A 15,877-nucleotide genomic window follows, 5' to 3' on the forward strand; every position below is an offset into this window, starting at 1 on the left:
ACCGTGGTCGTCGTCGACTCGGGCGTGGCACCTCTGACACGATGGACCCATGAGCAACTCCACCACGACGATCGCCCTGGTCGAGGACGACCATGCGGGCGAGCTCCTCACGCTGCGCCGCGCCGCGTTCGTCACCGAGGCCCAGCTGTACGACGACCCGCACATCCCCCCGCTCACCCAGACCCTCGCCGAGCTGCGGGAAGACCTGGCGCGGGACGACGTGGTGACGATCGGCGCGTGGGAGGGCCACCGGATGATCGGCTCGGTGCGCGTCGAGATCGAGGGCGAGAAGGCGACCCTCGGCCGGCTCGCCGTGGCCCCGGACAAGCAGGCGCGCGGCATCGGCACCGAGATGCTGTTCGCCGTGCTCCCGTACCTGCCGGAGCAGACCACGGAGATCTGGGTCTTCACCGGCAAGGACTCCAAGCAGAACCTCGCGCTGTACACGAAGCACGGGTACGAGGAGCAGTACGACAAGGCCGCGGGCGACCTGACCTACACGTACCTGCGCCGGGTGCTGGGTGCCGCGGGCGCCCAGCCGGTGCCGCAGGAGAAGTAGCTCAGAAGCCCCAGGCGTGGAAGGACTCGATGTCCAGCCACGCGTCGAACCTGGGGTTCTCGCGGTTCGGGTAGGGCTTGCCGCCGTAGTGCACCGAGAGCCGGTCGATGCCGGCGAGCCCCTCGTCGGGCGTGATCGTCACGGTGCCCTGGATGCTCACGTGCCGGTACCAGCTCTCGCCGTCGAGCACCGTGAGCGAGACCCGCGGGTCCGCGCGCAGGTGGTCGAGGCGCTTGCGGGTGCCGTCGAGGTTCAGCAGCACGCGGCCGTCCTCGTACAGGTACCAGGTGGCCACGGACACGGGCGCGCCGTCGGGCCGGACGGTCGCCATGACCGCGTGGTTGGGTCGTTCGAGGACCTTCGCGATGTGCTCGGGGACCGGGGGCTTGGTCACTGCGTGCTCCTTCGACGTGGGCGGCGGGTGCCTGTCGCACCCGTCCATCGCACCCCATCAGAGATCGCGGCCCAGGCCAAGTGCGTCCAGCGAGCGGAGCAGCGCGTCGCGCCTGCCGGAGCGGTGGTCGGCGCGGTCCAGCGACCGGCGGACGGCGCGCAGGCCCGCGGACGCGACCGGCTCCGGCGGGTACGGGGCGGGGACCCGCCGCACCGCGCCTAACGTGGTGCGCTCGGTCGGGGGACCGCCGTCGAGCACGTCGAACCGGTCCAGCACGACCTGCGCGGCGAAGTGCGCGGCCGCGGCGCCCGTCCCGCCGAACCCGGCCACGTGCTGCACGCGGCCGCCCGCGGCCTGGCCGAAGAACGGCCCCGGCCGGGTCGGGGTGTCGGCCACCACCGCCCACCGGTGCGAGAGGCGCACGCCCTCGAGCTGGGGGAACGTCGTCAGCAGGTGCTCGGCCAGGCGCCGCGAGCTGCCGGGACGGTTCTCGTGGGCCCGGCGCAGGCGCCCGCCGTAGGGGTGCACGGCGTCGTACCCGCCGAACACGATGCGGTCGTCCGCCGTGAGCCGGTAGCGGTGCGCCTGGTTCGCCAGGTCCGTGAGCCCCTGCCGGCCGCGCCAGCCGATGGCGCCCAGCAGGTCCGCGGGGAGGGGCTCCGTCGCGACGGCGTAGCCGTACACCGGCACGGTGTGCCGCCGGTAGCGCCGCAGGAGCGGCGGGAACGCGCCGGTCCCGAGGACCACGCGGTCGGCGCGCACCTCCGCCTCGCCGGCGGGCGAGGTGGTGTGCAGGACGACGTCGCCGCCCGTACCCCGTCCCGGCGGCGTCAGGCGGGTCACCCGGGTCTGCTCGAAGATCTCCACGCCGAGCTCGCCGGCCGCCCGCACCAGCCCGGCGGCCAGCCGCGCGGGGTGCACGAGCGCGACGTCGTCGGGCCGGACCAGCCCGGCCTCGTAGGTGGGGCTGGCGATCTCGGCGCGCAGCTTGGCCCGGTCGAGGAGGGTGTGCGGCACGCCGGCCCTGGCCGCGGCAGCGGCGGCGTCCTGCAGCCAGTCGATCTGGTGGGGCTCCACGGCGAGGTCGACGACGCCGGTGCGCTCCCACTGGCAGTCCAGGCCGAGCTCGGCCACGGCCGCCCCCATCGCGGCCAGGTTCTCGTGCCCGACACGGGCCAGCGTGGCGCGCTCCTCGGCGTCGGCCCCGCCGTCGTGCGCCAGGCGGGTGCCGCAGAACCCGACGCCGCGGCCCGACGCGCTCCAGCCGGCCGTCCTGCCCTCGATCAGGACGACGCGCGCGCCGGGGTCGCGCTGCCGGGCCCGCAGCGCCGTCCACAGCCCGGCGAACCCGGCGCCGACGACGGCGACGTCCGCCCGCACCGGTGCCGACAGGGCGGGGAGCACCGGGGAGTCGCCCAGGTCGTCCTGCCAGTAGACCGCTTGGCGTGTCGTGGACAGCGCATGGTCGACGACAGACCTGGCCGGAACATTGCGCTCGAAGACGGTCTGCCGCAGGTGTCCCATGCCGCAAATCTAGCCAATGTCCGGTGAATGTTGGTTTCGCCAGGGTGAGCGATAGATGACGTCGCAGGTGAGAGGGGGTATAACGCTTTGGTCAGCCGCCGAGGCAGATCGTCTCGAAGCTGCGGGAGGCGTCGAAGCCGAGCTCGAGCTTGTCCGCGGTGCCCTTGGGGCACTGCATCCCGCTGACGATGAGGGCCGTGACCTTGCGTGCGCCGTCCGAGGCGCAGGCGAGCTCGCTGCCCTGGTCGTCCACGCAGTCGCCGGCCACGAGCTGCCCGCCGCCCTTGCCGGGGTCACCGGGGTGGTCGTCGGACAGGTTGCGCGCGCACACCGCCTGCGTGTTGCCCCCGGCCTGGCCGTCCTTCTGGAAGACGACGTCGGTGCCCGCCGGGCAGTGCAGCTGCGCCACCGACACGGCGTCCTGGATGTCGAGGATCGAGACCGTCGCCTCGGCGTCGTCGCAGGACAGGGGGCGGTAGGTCCCCGACCCGTCGGTGGCCGTCGGCGAGGGCTCCGGCCCGGCGCAGGACTCGACCGCCCAGGCCGCCGCCACGACCTCCTCCGTCCGGTCCGGCCCGAAGAAGTGGATGCCGACCGCGGCGATCACGACGGCCGCGACCGCGAAGGCGACGACGGACCAGATCCGGTCCCGCCGGCCGCGGCCCTTGCGCGCGGGCTTGCTACCGGGCTCGCCGCCGCCGCGCCCGCCGCCGCGCCCGCCGGCTCCGGGCTCGCCGCGCCCGGGTTCGCTGCCCCGCTCGGGCTCGCCGCCGGGCCGCCGGCCGGGCGGGGGCCGGAGCGGATCGGCACCGGGCCGTGCCGGGAACTGGCCCGTCCTCGGCTGGAACTGGCCGGGCTGGAACTGGCCGGACCGCTGGCCCGGCTGGAACTGGTGCGGGCGCGGGTCGGGCTGGTGTTCCGGAACGCCGGCGTCCGGTGACACGGGGGAGGGCATGGCGGCACAGTAGCGACGTCGAGGTGAAACGCAAAAGGGTCTCAGGTACTTTCGTTGTGATTCCGCGGTTTCTGGCTTGACACGGGCATACGGGTGGTGCTCTGTCGGTGTCCTGCCGGTGCTCGCGCGGGCGCCGGGCCCGTGCCGCGACCGCCGCTGCTACGATCTTCGGGTCGCGACTGGCGTCAGGTGGATCACCACCGGGGAGCGACGAGTCATGCCGACGACGGGTCGTTCGCCTGGGCCCTGGGTCACCTCGTGGAGGGTGTGCGCCCGGGCTGTCTGTCACGGTGCGTGTGTCATCCGCCGCCGTCCGACTATCCCCGTCCCGCATGAATCGAGGAGCTATGAGCGCATCGACTCCCGACCCGCTCGCCACCCCGCTCGCCGAGCTCGACCCCGAGATCGCCGCCGTTCTCACCGGTGAGCTGGCCCGCCAGCGCGACACTCTCGAGATGATCGCGTCCGAGAACTTCGTGCCGCGTGCCGTCCTGGAGGCGCAGGGTTCGGTCCTGACCAACAAGTACGCCGAGGGCTACCCGGGCCGCCGCTACTACGGTGGCTGCGAGCAGGTCGACATCGCGGAGAACCTCGCGATCGCCCGCGCCAAGGAGCTGTTCGGCGCCGAGCACGCCAACGTCCAGCCGCACTCGGGCGCCACCGCGAACGCGGCGGTCCTGCACGCCCTGATCAACGCGGGCGACAAGATCCTCGGCCTCGAGCTGGCCCACGGCGGCCACCTCACGCACGGCATGAAGATCAACTTCAGCGGCAAGCTGTACGACGTCGGCGCCTACGGCGTGGACCCGCAGTCCTACCGCATCGAGATGGACGAGGTGCGCAAGAAGGCGCTGGAGCACCGCCCCGACGTCATCATCGCCGGCTGGTCCGCCTACCCGCGCCACCTCGACTTCGCCGCGTTCCGCGAGGTCGCCGACGAGGTCGGTGCCAAGCTCTGGGTCGACATGGCGCACTTCGCCGGCCTCGTGGCCGCCGGCCTGCACCCGTCCCCGGTGCCGCACGCCGACGTCGTCTCCTCGACCGTGCACAAGACGATCGGCGGGCCGCGCTCCGGCTTCATCCTCTCCAAGGAGGAGTACGCCAAGAAGATCAACTCCGCGGTGTTCCCCGGCCAGCAGGGCGGGCCGCTCATGCACGTGATCGCCGCCAAGGCGGTCTCGTTCAAGATCGCGGGCACCGAGTCGTTCAAGGACCGCCAGGAGCGCACGCTCCGCGGCGCCTCGATCATCGCCGAGCGCCTCTCGCAGCCCGACGTCGCCGCGGCCGGCGCGTCCGTGCTGACCGGTGGCACCGACGTGCACCTGGTGCTGGTGGACCTGCGCAACTCGCAGCTCGACGGCCAGCAGGCGGAGGACCTCCTGCACGACGCCGGGATCACCGTGAACCGCAACGCCGTCCCGTTCGACCCGCGCCCGCCGCGCGTCACCTCGGGCCTGCGGATCGGCACGCCGGCGCTCGCCACGCGCGGGTTCGGCGACGCCGAGTTCACCGAGGTCGCCGACATCATCGCGACGGCGCTGAAGGACGGCGCCGCGACCGACGTCGACGCCCTGTCCGCGCGGGTCGAGAAGCTGACCGCCGCGTTCCCGCTCTACCCGGGGCTCTGAGCCGATGGCCGCACAGATCCTGGACGGGAAGGCCACCGCCGCGTCGATCAAGGCGGAGCTCAAGGACCGCGTGACGGCGCTGCGTGACCGCGGCGTCATCCCCGGACTCGGCACGCTGCTGGTCGGCGAGGACCCGGGCTCGCAGTGGTACGTCGCGGGCAAGCACCGCGACTGCGCCGAGGTGGGCATCGCGTCGATCCGGGAGGACCTCCCGGCCACGGCGACGCAGGACGAGATCGAGGCCGCGGTGCGCCGGCTGAACGAGGACCCGGCCTGCACCGGGTACATCGTCCAGCTCCCGCTGCCGAAGGGCATCGACACCAACCGCGTGCTGGAGCTCGTCGACCCCGACAAGGACGCCGACGGCCTGCACCCCACCAACCTGGGGCGCCTGGTGCTGCGGGTCAACGAGGACGTCACGTCCTCGCTGCCCTGCACGCCGCGCGGCATCATCGAGCTGGTGGAGCGGCACGGCATCAAGCTCGCCGGCAAGGAGATCGTGGTGCTCGGCCGCGGCGTCACCGTGGGCCGCCCGATCGGCCTGCTGCTCACGCGGCGCGCCGTCAACGCGACGGTCACCCTGACGCACACCGGCACGCAGGACCTCGCCGGGCTGGTCCGGCGGGCCGACGTCGTCGTGGCCGCCGCGGGCGTCAAGGGCATCGTGTCCGGCGACATGGTCAAGCCGGGCGCCGTGCTGATCGACGTCGGCGTCTCGCGCGAGACCGACCCGCAGACGGGCAAGTCGCGCGTCGTCGGGGACGTGTCGCCCGAGGCCGCCGAGATCGCGGGCTGGGTGTCGCCCAACCCGGGCGGCGTCGGCCCGATGACGCGGGCGATGCTGCTGGCGAACGTCGTGGAGTCGGCGGAGCGCTCGCTGGTCCCCTGACGGCTCTGCTGATATTGCACGGCTGAGCACCGCCGCAGTTGAACGTAGGTGTAGTCGCTCTATGGCCACTCATAGAGCGACTACACCTACGTTCAGTTGGTGCTGGGTAGCTCGTGACGGGGAGCTCGTGGCGGGTGAAGACGCGGCGATGAGTTGCGGGGCGGCTCGGGGTCTGAAGAGTTGATGCTGGGGCCGGTCGCGGCCCCGACCGACTCAGGAGGACATCATGGTGAGCGTTCGGACCCATCTCTGGTTCGGGAACAACAGGGCCGGCGAGGCCGCCGCGTTCTACGCCGAGCACATCCCGGGCTCGTCCGTCGAGCGCGTGGTGAAGGCGCCGGACAACGCGCCGGGCGCCGAGCCGGGCACCGACTTCGTCGTCGAGTTCACGGTGGCGGGCCAGCCCGTCATCGGGCTGAATGCCGGCCCCCACCGCACGCTCGACGAGGCGTTCTCGTTCTACCTGTCGGTCGAGGGCCAGGCCGAGGTCGACCACTACTGGGACGTCCTGACCGCCGACGGCGGCGAGCCCGGGGCCTGCGGCTGGTGCAAGGACAAGTTCGGGGTGTCCTGGCAGGTGATCCCCAAGGAGCTCGAACGGCTCAGCGGCTCGTACACGACGCCCGCCGAGATCGCCACGATGAACGCCATGCTGCAGATGGGCAAGATCGACGTCGCGGCACTCCAGGCGGCGCACGACGGCGCGTAGGCCGCTCAGCGCGGCCGGCGTCGCACGACCAGGGCCTGCTGGTCCGGGAACCTCCAGCCGTAGCGCACGGCGAGCAGCCGCACCAGGGTGGTGAGCACCACGGCGGCGGCCGCGGCTCCGAGCACCGGGACCCCGAGCGCCACGAGTGCCACCAGGAGCGCGGCGCCGGCCGCCGCCGCGACCGCGTACAGCGATCCGACGTGCAGCAGTGCGACCGGGAGGTCGAGGGTCACGTCGCGGAGCACGGAGCCGCCGACGGCGGCCGCCGCGCCGACGAACACCGCCGGGACGGCGGGCACCCCGAGCGCGAGTGCCTTCGAGGTGCCGATCGCACCGAACAGACCGATGACGACGGCGTCCAGCGACAGGATGACGGGGTCGAGACGGGCAAGGAGCCGCTGCAGCGACAGTCCGGCGAGGGCCGCGACGGTCGCCACGAGCACGTACCAGGGGCCGTAGATCGCCACGGGCGGCTCGCCGAGCAGGATGTCCCGCAGCAGGCTCCCGCCGAGTGCCACCCCGATGCCGACGAGCACGGTGCCGAGCACGTCGATGCGGCGGTCGGTGATGGCGCCCGCGAAGAGCGCACCCTGGAGCGCGCCCAGGGCCACCGCCGCGAGCTCGGCCCAGAGCGGAATGCCGAAGGGGACGATCGTGTCCATGGGGGTACTCGTTCTCCTTGCCCGTCCCGGTGCCCGGTCTAGCTGGCGGTGGACCGCGCGGCCTCGAGGATCACGTCCGTCACGGACTCCGGCCGGGAGACCGTCACGGCGTGCGAGGCGTCGACCTCGACGAGCGTGGCACCGGCGCGGTCGGCCATGAAGCGGGAGAGCTCCGCGGGGACGGCCAGGTCCTTCGTCGCCGAGAGCACCCACGACGGGATCGACCTCCAGGCGGCCGCGCTGGCCGGAGCCTCGAAGGCGGCGAGCCCGAGCGGGCGCTGCGTGGCCGCCATGTGCTCGGCCGTGATCACGTCCACGTCGCCCGCGAACAGCTCGTGGAACTGCGCCGGGTCGATGTAGAGCTCGGTGGCGGTGCCGCCGTCGGGCGTGGTGTAGGGGAACGGCTGCGCGGCGCCGCCGAGCCTGGCCCCGGGGAACTTCTCGACGAGGTCGACGAGGCTCTCGCCCGGCTCCGCGAGGAAGCTCGCGACGTAGACCAGGGCGGTCACGTCCGGGTTGCCGGCGGCCGCGTGGCTCATCACGTGCCCGCCGTAGGAGTGGCCGGCGAGGACGACGGGGCCGTCGACGGTCTTCAGCACGTCACGCAGGTACTGCGCGTCCTGCTCCAGGTCGCGGAGCGGGTTGGCGACCGCGATCACGCGGTGGCCAGCCTCGCGCAGCGCCGTGATCGAGCCGTTCCAGCTCGACGAGTCGGCGTAGGCGCCGTGGACCAGGACGATGGTCTGCTTCGTGGCGGTGGTGTTCATGATGCCCTCTCTCGGATCGGTCGTGCTTCGCCGAAGACTGGTTGTCTTCGTCCCCCCGCGTAACGCATCGTGAATGCAATATATTGCATGTCAGCTGAGACGGCCAGAGCACACCGGAAAGCAGGAGCCGCCGGGCCGGCGTGATCCGCCGCTGTCAGAGGCGGCCGTTAGGCTTCCCCGGTGCCCCTGATCGTCGCCACCGCCAATGTCAACGGGATCCGTGCCGCCGTCCGCCGCGGCATCGAGTCCTGGATCGCCACCCGGACGCCGGACGTGCTGCTGCTGCAGGAGGTCCGCGCCCCCGACAAGCTCGCGCGCGAGCTGCTCGACGGCTGGCACGTCGCGCACGCCGAGAGCGAGGTCAAGGGCCGCGCCGGGGTGCTGATCGCCTCACGCCTGCCGCTCGGCGAGGTCCGCACGGGCCTCGCGGCACACGGGCCCGACGGCGCCGCGGAGACGGGCGCCGACACCGGCCGCTGGGTCGAGGCCGACGTCCGCCTGCCCGACGGCGGCACGCTCACCGCGGTCTCCGCCTACCTGCACTCCGGCTCGACCAACCCGGGCCAGGAGCACACCATGGTGGCCAAGTACGCGTACCTGGAGAAGGTGACGGCGCGCCTGGCGCAGCTCGCCGACGCGCCCGCCCCGGCCGTCGTGGCGGGCGACCTCAACATCGCCCACCAGAACGCCGACATCAAGAACTGGAAGGGCAACCAGAAGAGCGCCGGCTTCCTGCCCGAGGAGCGCGCCTACGTCACCCGCTGGCTCGACGAGCACGGCTGGACCGACCTGGGCCGCCACCACGCGGGCGACGGCCCCGGCCCGTACACCTGGTGGTCGTGGCGCGGCGCCGCGTTCGACAACGACTCGGGCTGGCGCATCGACTACCAGCTCGCCAACAAGGCGCTCGCGGGTGCCTGCCGCAAGGTCGAGGTCGACCGGGCGCCCACCTACGCGGAGCGCTGGAGCGACCACGCCCCGGTCGTGGCGACCTACGAGCTGTAGGTCGCCACGACCGGTGCCGCCGTCAGCCCGCCGGGGCCGACGGCGGCGCCAGCAGGAACACCGGCTCCGTCAGGCCGGCGTCGGCGAACGCGTCGGCGACGGCCCGGGCGACCGTGTCGACGTCGGCCAGGCGGACCAGCGCGATGGCGCTGCCGCCGAACCCGCCGCCCGTCATGCGCGCGCCGAGCGCGCCCGCCGCCATGGCCGAGTCGACGACGAGGTCGAGCTCGCGGCAGGAGACCTCGTAGTCGTCCCGCAGGGAGACGTGCGAGGCGACCATGAACGGGCCGACGTCGGCCGCGCGGCCCTCGCGCACCAGGTCGGCGAACCGTGCGGTGCGGTCGATCTCGGACACGACGTGGCGCACGCGGCGGCGCAGCACGCCGTCGGCGTCGTGGGGCTCGAGCTCGGCCAGGGCCCGGTCGATGCCCATGCCGCCGAGGGTCGGCGCGATCTCGCGCAGCGACTCCAGCCCCAGCAGCTCCGCGGCCTGCTCGCACGAGGCGCGGCGCGCCCCGTACTCGCCGTCGACGTGGGAGTGCTCCGCCTTGGTGTCGACGACCAGGAGCGTGAGTCCGGCCGTGGCCAGGTCGAACGGCACCGGCACGCCCGACTCCAGCGGCTTGAGGCCCGGCCGGAAGTCGAGCAGCAGCGCGTAGCCCTCGCGGCAGCGCAGCGACGCCGACTGGTCGAGCCCGCCGGTGGGCGCGCCCGCGATCTCGTTCTCCGCGCGGCGGGTGACGTCGACCAGCTCGGCGCGCCCGGCGTCGGACGCGACGAGGCCGAGGCCGGTCACGGCGTCGAGGGCGACCGCGACGGCGGCCTCCAGGGCGGCCGAGGAGCTCAGGCCGGCGCCGAAGGGCACGCACGAGTCCACGGCGGCCTCGAAGCCGCCGACCTTGTGCCCGGCCTCGGCCAGGGCCCAGGCGACTCCGGCGACGTAGGCGCCCCAGCCCTGGACCGCGCCGGGCGCGACGTCGGACAGACGGGCCTCCCACACGCCCTCGGCCTGCGCGGACACGAGCCGGACCAGGTCGTCCTCGCGCGGGCGCAGGGCGATGTAGGTGCGGTGCGGCAGCGCCGTGGGCAGGCAGAGCCCGGCGTTGTAGTCGGTGTGCTCGCCGATCAGGTTGACCCGCCCGGGGGCGGACCAGACGCCCTCGGGGGAGCCGTCGAACGAACGGGTGAAGAGCTCGTCGACCCGGCGTGCGCCGTCCTCGGCGCTCCAGGCCTCGAGCCAGTTGATGGTGGTCACGTACCTGATTATTGCCCCCTGAGCGCGCCGGCCCCACCAGCCGGTCAGGCAGCGAGACCGGCGCGCTCGTCATCGGGACGGTGTGCGACCCAGCGTCAGGCGTCCTGGCGCAGCACGCGGACCGCCCCGGCGGGCACGTCCGCGTCGCCCTCGACCTGCTGCCCGGTGAGCAGATCGGTCGCGGGGGTCGCCAGCGGCAGCTTCACGACGCCGTCGGTGTGGTTGACCGCCACGGTGAAGGTGGCGCCGTCGCCGTGCCGCCGCACCACCTCCAGCCCTTCCACCGTGCCCGACGGCGCCAGGCCGGCGCCCGCGTACACGTCGGCCAGGACCGTGCCCAGCGCGTCGACGCCGAGCGCCGTCGACACGTACCAGCCCGTGCCGGCGCCGTGCCGGTGCCGGGTGATGGCGGCGCCGCCCGGCTTGGGCCCGTCCGTGTAGGTGCCGACGGGCTCGGCGCCGTCCAGGACCAGGTCGTCGGCCCAGACCGTGCCCGTGAGGTCGGTGGTGTCGTTGGTGGCGGCCCCGGCCCCCGCGGCTCCGGCCCGGTACGCCACGGTGAGGGCGTCGTCCGCGCGCAGCGGCAGGAACTCCTCCACCCGCACGCCCAGCGCGTCGCGCAGCGGGGCCATGAAGCCGCCGGGGTGCACGGCGTCGTGCTCGTCGACGATGCCGCTGAAGTAGCTCACCAGCAGCGAGCCGCCGGCCTCGACGTAGGCGGTGAGGTTCGCGGCGTCGTCGGCCGTGAGCAGGTACGACGCCGGGGCGACGACCAGCTTGTAGCCCGACAGGTCCTGCCCCGGACGGACCAGGTCGACCGTGTGGCCGTCGCGCCAGAGCCGGTCGTAGTAGGCGTCCACGCGCTCGCGGTGGCGCGCGCCCTCGCTGGGCCGGAACTCCAGGTCCTGCGCCCAGAACGACTCGTAGTCCCACACCAGGGCGACGTCGGCCCGCACGCGCGAGCCGCGCAGCTCGGTCAGCCGGCCCAGGTTCGCGCCCAGCTCGGCCACCTCGCGCCACACGCGTGAGCCCGTGCCGGCGTGCGGCAGCATCGCGGAGTGGAACTTCTCCGCGCCGGAGCGGGAGGCGCGCCACTGGAAGAACATCACTGCGTCCGCGCCGCGGCCGAGGTGCGCGAACGAGTTGCGGGCCAGCTCCCCGGGCCGCTTGGCGACGTTGCGCGGCTGCCAGTTCACCGCCGACGTCGAGTGCTCCAGCAGCAGCCACGGCTTGCCGCCCGCGACCGACCGCGTGAGGTCGGCGGCCAGCGAGAGGCCCACGTAGCCGCGCGGGTTCGCCGCCTGAAGGTAGTGGTCGTTCGAGACGAGGTCCACCTCCTTGCCCCACGCGAACAGGTCGGTCCACGGGCAGCTCGCGGCCATGAAGTTGGTGGTCACCGGCGCGGAGGAGTGCTCGCGGACGGCGTCGCGCTCGGCGATGAAGCAGTCCCGCAGGGCGGCGTCGGAGAACCGCGTGAAGTCGAGCTGCTGGGCCGGGTTGACCGCCTCGGGGGCGGCCGCCGGCACCTGGACGTGCTCCCAGTCGGCGTAGTGCTGGCCCCAGAAGGCGGTGCCCCACGCGGCGTTCAGCGCGTCGAGCGACCCGTACCGCTCCTGGAGCCACACGCGGAACGCACGCTGGGCGTGCACCGAGTAGTCCAGCGCGACGGGCGCGCCGTACTCGTTGTGCACGTGCCACCCCGCCAGCGCCGGGTGGGTGCCGTATCGCTCGGCAAGGGCCTGGGTGATGCGCAGCGCCGCCTCCCGGTAGGCGGGGGCGGTGGGCGCCATCAGCCCGCGGCCGCCCGGCCCCATCGACGTGCCGTTCCTGTCGACGACTCGCGCGTCCGGGTGGGTCGCGTACAGCCACGCCGGCGGGGCCGCCGTCGGCGTGGCCAGCAGGATGCGGACGCCGCCGTCGTGCAGCAGCCCGATGATCCGGTCCAGCCAGCCGAAGTCGAACTCGCCCGGCCGCGGCTCCAGCAGCGCCCAGCTGAAGATGCCGAGGCTGACGAGGTTCACGCCCGCCTCGTTCATGAGCCGCACGTCCTCGGCCCAGACCTCCTCGGGCCACTGCTCGGGGTTGTAGTCGCCGCCGTAGCTGATCTGCTCGACGCCGGTCAGCCAGCCGTCGAACTGCGGTCCGGGCGTGAAGCTGCTTCCGGTGGTGGGCATGAGGGTCCTTTCACGGGTGGAACAGGTGGAACGGGTGGAACGGGTGGCGCTCGGTCAGCGGTCGGGCAGCACGTGGACCGTCGCCGTGACGGGACCGTACTGCGTGGTGCCTTCCACGGTGAACGTGCGCTGTGACGTGCGCTGTGTGGCGGTCGCGTCGTCGGGCACGGCCTGCCAGACGACGGCGGTGCGGCCGGGCCTGCTGTTGCCCGGCCGTCCGTCGCCCGGCCCGTCGTCGTCGGGCGTGAGCACGGCGACGGTGCGGGGCAGCCGGACGTCGTCGTGTGCGCGGGCGACCACGCGGACGTCGTCCTGGAGCACGTGGGCGACGTCGCTGTCGTGGAAGACGTCGAGCGACGCGTTGGCCTCGGGGAACCAGCCGGAACCGGTCTCGACCCAGGTGAACATGGGCTGCCAGTTCGCGGGCTCCCACACCAGCACGCCCTGGACCCGGTTGCCCGGCACGTCGTTGGCGACCTGGAAGACGCGCTGGATCGCGTCGGCCTGGCCCTGGACGGTCACGGGGAACGGTGAGTTCGGCAGCGGCGTCGGGTCACCGGGCGGCCAGCTCTCCGCTGGGTAGGCGGTCTCGGCGACGTCGAGCGCGTAGTCCGGGAAGGCGTCGGCGATGGTGTGCAGGTTGTTCTCCAGCTCCTCGGGGCTGCCGTGCCACTCGGGGTAGTAGGACAGGGCGAGCACGTCGGGGGCGGCGTCGGCGGCCTCCAGGCGGGTCAGCAGCTGGGTCCAGAACTCCATGGTCTTGTCGAGGCGCCCGGTGTCGACGATCGCGTGGATCTCGACCTCGGACTCCGGCGACGTCTCGCGCACCGCGTCGATGCCGGACGCCATGAGCGTGGCGAACCGGTCCCACTGCTGCGTGTAGAGCCGCTGCTCGTCGGGGTTCTCGCTGCGCCAGTAGTCCCACAGCAGGCCGCCGCCGGGCCGGGACTGGTAGACGTCGGCCTCGTCCGTGAAGTACTGCGGCGCGGTGGTGCCGATGATCTCCGCCTCGCTGCCGTACAGGAAGCCGTTGATCACCTCGTTGCCCACCGCGACCTTGGCCGGGGTGGTGCCCTGCGCCTTGAGGCGGGTCAGGTAGTCGGCGGTGAAGTCGTGCACCTGACCGGTCAGGTCGTCGAAGGGGAGCTCGGCCCAGGCGCGCGGCTTGGGCTGCTTGCTCGGGTCGGCCCAGCTGTCGGCGTAGTGGAAGTCGATCCCGAGACTCATGTCGCGCGCCGTGATCTCGCGGGCGACCGTGAGCGAGCGCTCCGGCCCCTGGTAGGCCGGGTCCGTCTCGACGCCGGTGGTCTCGTCGCGCGGGTCGTTCCAGATCCGCAGGCGCAGGTGCTCCATGCCGCGGTCCTGCACGACGTCGAGCAGGTGCGGGCCGGGGTCGGGCTCCCCGGCCAGGGCGGCCTCCGCGTCGAGGTAGTACGGCTGGTCGCGCTCCTGGTCGGCGTAGGACAGGTCGGCGCCGAGCCGGAGGTCGTCGCGCAGGTAGTTGTAGGCGTGGATCTCGGCGACGCCGGGCTGTTTGCCCTGGTGTCCCGCGTCGGTGAAGCGGACACGCACGTACCGGGTGCCGTCGCGGTCGACCAGGGCGGTGGTGCCGGCCGCGCCGCTACGGCCGTCGCGGTGGTCGGCGACGGTCACCCAGCGCCGCTCGTCGGCCGACGTCTCGACGACGTAGCGGGCGGGCGTCGCGTCGGCGAGCACCACCTCGATCTTGTGCAGGCCGTCGTAGGCACCGCCGAGGTCGAGGGTCAGGGCCTGGTCCTTCTTTTTGTGTGCGCGGTGGCCCGACGGCGTCCACGCCGTGCTCTCGTCGCCGTCGACCGCCCGGCCCGAATCAGCATCGTTGCTGGTGGCGCGGGTTGTGACCCAGTCCTTGCCGGCGAGGTCGGTCTCCACGGGCTCGATCACGGCCTCGCCGTAGCCCGCCGCCGACGGTCCGACCGCGAGGCCCGCCGTCGTCAGGGCGACGGCCAGGGCGGCACTGCCCGCGAGGACCCGCTTCCGGTGTGTGCTCTGCGTCATGAGGACTTCCTTGTCCAGGTCGGGAACGGCCCAGGCGGGCCGCTCGTCCGGAGTACCCAGGACAACGGTAGGTCCTCGACACGCGTGTGGGAATACGCTTCCCGACGGCGTTCGGCGTGCTCGGTCCGCGGACCGTGACGCTCAGCCCCGGACCGTGGCCAGCACCTCCTGCTCCTCGGCGCGGGTCAGTCCCGTGACCTTCGCGTCCGGGGTGGCGCGCAGCCACGCGAGGGTGTCACGGGCGGTGTCGGCGAACGGTCGGATGCGCAGGCCCGCCGCCAGCGAGGACGTGACGTCATGGGTCATGAACCCGCCGTCGACCAGGCCCGCGACCCAGAACGGGATCGACCGCGGCCCGGCCCACTGCGCCACCTCGTGCTCGGCGAGCACGTCCGGGGCGACCGCGACCAGCTCCGGGTCCGCGCCGACCCCCTCGGCGACCCCGGCGAGCAGCTCCGACCGGGGCACCGGCCGGGAGACGCCGTCGAAGTCGCCCGTCGTGCCCTGCTCCGCCGCCGTCACGACCCACTCCGCGAGGTCGCGGACGTCCACGAGCTGCACCGGGTCGTCCACAGGTTCGGGGACCAGCACCGGCAGGCCGTCGTCGGCCGCCTCCGCGAACCGGGCCGGCCAGTAGGTGAACCGGCCGCTCGGGTCGCCCGGCCCGACGATGAGGCCGGGCCGGATCACGAGGGCCGCCGTCGTCCCCGCGCGGACGATGTTCTCGCAGGCCACCTTCATGGCGCCGTAGACCTCGGGGCCCGAGGCCGGGTCCTCGTCGGTCTCGACCGGGTCGAGCAGGGGGAGCGTCGCGGGCGTGCCGCCCACGGTCGCCGTGTCGGCGTAGACGTTGACGGTCGAGACGAACGTCCAGTGGGCGCGCGGGAAGGCCGCCACGGCGGCGCGCACCTGCGACGGGATGCGGGAGACATCGACGACGGCGTCGAACTCCGTGTCCGTCAGCTCGGCGGGCACCGCCTCGGAACGGTCCCAGCGCACGAGCGTCGCGCCGTCGGGCACCGAGCCGCTCACGCCGCGCGCCGCGCACGTGACGTCGTGGCCGCGGGCCACGGCGGCCGCCGCGACCGCGCGGGACAGGAAGACGGTTCCGCCGAGCACCAGGATTCGCATGGTGCCCACCGAACCGCATCGGGGGCGTCGGGGCACCCGTATCTGCTCCTGGCGAATCTCCCCGCGGCGTACGGATTGATCCCCGGGTGCGTTCTGCTCGATTCCGCAGGTGGCACCTCCCCTTCGAGACCTAAGTTTCTTCGCTTTGGGCCAGCTGAAAGCGAAGAAACTTAGGTCTCAAAGGGGAG

The 15,877-nt window shown here is 73.2% G+C and carries 14 protein-coding genes and 1 riboswitch; of the genes, 5 read left to right on the forward strand and 9 right to left on the reverse strand.

Features of this window, described 5'->3' with window-relative positions:
* Positions 1–49: 49 nt before the first annotated feature.
* Positions 50–559 (forward strand): GNAT family N-acetyltransferase, encoded by a 510-nt coding sequence (locus FHX71_RS27920; protein WP_036968504.1) that lies wholly within the window; start codon positions 50–52, stop codon positions 557–559.
* A gap of 1 nt (position 560) precedes the next feature.
* Here the strand turns inward: FHX71_RS27920 and FHX71_RS27925 are convergent, their stop codons facing one another.
* From FHX71_RS27925 to FHX71_RS27935, 3 genes are all read right to left on the reverse strand, one after another.
* Entirely contained in the window at positions 561–953 is a 393-nt protein-coding gene (locus tag FHX71_RS27925) for a PPOX class F420-dependent oxidoreductase (RefSeq protein ID WP_182620708.1), read from the reverse strand.
* Between the two features lie 57 nt (positions 954–1,010).
* A complete protein-coding gene (locus FHX71_RS27930) occupies positions 1,011–2,477 on the reverse strand; it encodes an NAD(P)/FAD-dependent oxidoreductase (protein WP_312877246.1) in 1,467 nt (488 codons plus the stop codon).
* 91 nt (positions 2,478–2,568) lie between these two features.
* Positions 2,569–3,432 carry a hypothetical protein gene (locus FHX71_RS27935; protein WP_182620709.1) on the reverse strand — a complete coding sequence of 288 codons (864 nt, stop codon included), beginning with the start codon at positions 3,430–3,432 and terminating at the stop codon, positions 2,569–2,571.
* 165 nt (positions 3,433–3,597) lie between these two features.
* Positions 3,598–3,684: riboswitch (ZMP/ZTP riboswitch) on the forward strand.
* A 95-nt stretch (positions 3,685–3,779) separates the two neighbouring features.
* Between FHX71_RS27935 and glyA the strand changes: the two genes are divergently transcribed.
* From glyA to FHX71_RS27950, 3 genes are all read left to right on the forward strand, one after another.
* Positions 3,780–5,060 (forward strand): serine hydroxymethyltransferase, encoded by a 1,281-nt coding sequence (gene glyA, locus FHX71_RS27940; protein ID WP_182620710.1) that lies wholly within the window; start codon positions 3,780–3,782, stop codon positions 5,058–5,060.
* A gap of 4 nt (positions 5,061–5,064) precedes the next feature.
* A complete protein-coding gene (locus tag FHX71_RS27945) occupies positions 5,065–5,949 on the forward strand; it encodes a bifunctional methylenetetrahydrofolate dehydrogenase/methenyltetrahydrofolate cyclohydrolase (protein WP_182620711.1) in 885 nt (294 codons plus the stop codon).
* Positions 5,950–6,175: 226 nt separating this feature from the next.
* Positions 6,176–6,658, forward strand: coding sequence for a VOC family protein (locus tag FHX71_RS27950; protein WP_182620712.1), 483 nt, complete (start codon positions 6,176–6,178; stop codon positions 6,656–6,658).
* 5 nt (positions 6,659–6,663) lie between these two features.
* Here FHX71_RS27950 and FHX71_RS27955 read toward each other — a convergent pair whose 3' ends face one another.
* Together FHX71_RS27955 and FHX71_RS27960 are read right to left on the reverse strand one after the other, a co-directional pair.
* Entirely contained in the window at positions 6,664–7,320 is a 657-nt protein-coding gene (locus FHX71_RS27955) for a trimeric intracellular cation channel family protein (RefSeq protein WP_182620713.1), read from the reverse strand.
* Between the two features lie 38 nt (positions 7,321–7,358).
* Complete coding sequence (locus tag FHX71_RS27960) at positions 7,359–8,087, reverse strand: alpha/beta fold hydrolase (protein ID WP_182620714.1); 729 nt, start codon at positions 8,085–8,087, stop codon at positions 7,359–7,361.
* Between the two features lie 180 nt (positions 8,088–8,267).
* On the opposite strand from FHX71_RS27960, the gene FHX71_RS27965 reads away from it, so the two are divergent.
* Positions 8,268–9,092, forward strand: a complete 825-nt coding sequence (locus tag FHX71_RS27965; protein WP_182620715.1) for an exodeoxyribonuclease III — start codon at positions 8,268–8,270, stop codon at positions 9,090–9,092.
* A 22-nt stretch (positions 9,093–9,114) separates the two neighbouring features.
* Here the strand turns inward: FHX71_RS27965 and galK are convergent, their stop codons facing one another.
* From galK to FHX71_RS27985, 4 genes are all read right to left on the reverse strand, one after another.
* On the reverse strand, positions 9,115–10,347 hold the full coding sequence (gene galK, locus FHX71_RS27970; RefSeq protein ID WP_182620716.1) for a galactokinase: 1,233 nt from the start codon (positions 10,345–10,347) through the stop codon (positions 9,115–9,117).
* Between the two features lie 95 nt (positions 10,348–10,442).
* On the reverse strand, positions 10,443–12,521 hold the full coding sequence (locus FHX71_RS27975; RefSeq protein WP_182620717.1) for a beta-galactosidase: 2,079 nt from the start codon (positions 12,519–12,521) through the stop codon (positions 10,443–10,445).
* A 54-nt stretch (positions 12,522–12,575) separates the two neighbouring features.
* Positions 12,576–14,558: a glycosyl hydrolase 53 family protein gene (locus FHX71_RS27980; RefSeq protein WP_182620718.1), complete on the reverse strand. Its 1,983-nt coding sequence runs from the start codon at positions 14,556–14,558 to the stop codon at positions 12,576–12,578.
* A 141-nt stretch (positions 14,559–14,699) separates the two neighbouring features.
* Entirely contained in the window at positions 14,700–15,689 is a 990-nt protein-coding gene (locus FHX71_RS27985) for an NAD-dependent epimerase/dehydratase family protein (protein ID WP_182620719.1), read from the reverse strand.
* Between the last annotated feature and the right edge of the window lie 188 nt (positions 15,690–15,877).

The sequence above is a fragment of the Promicromonospora sukumoe genome (genome assembly GCF_014137995.1).
GTDB lineage: Bacteria > Actinomycetota > Actinomycetes > Actinomycetales > Cellulomonadaceae > Promicromonospora > Promicromonospora sukumoe.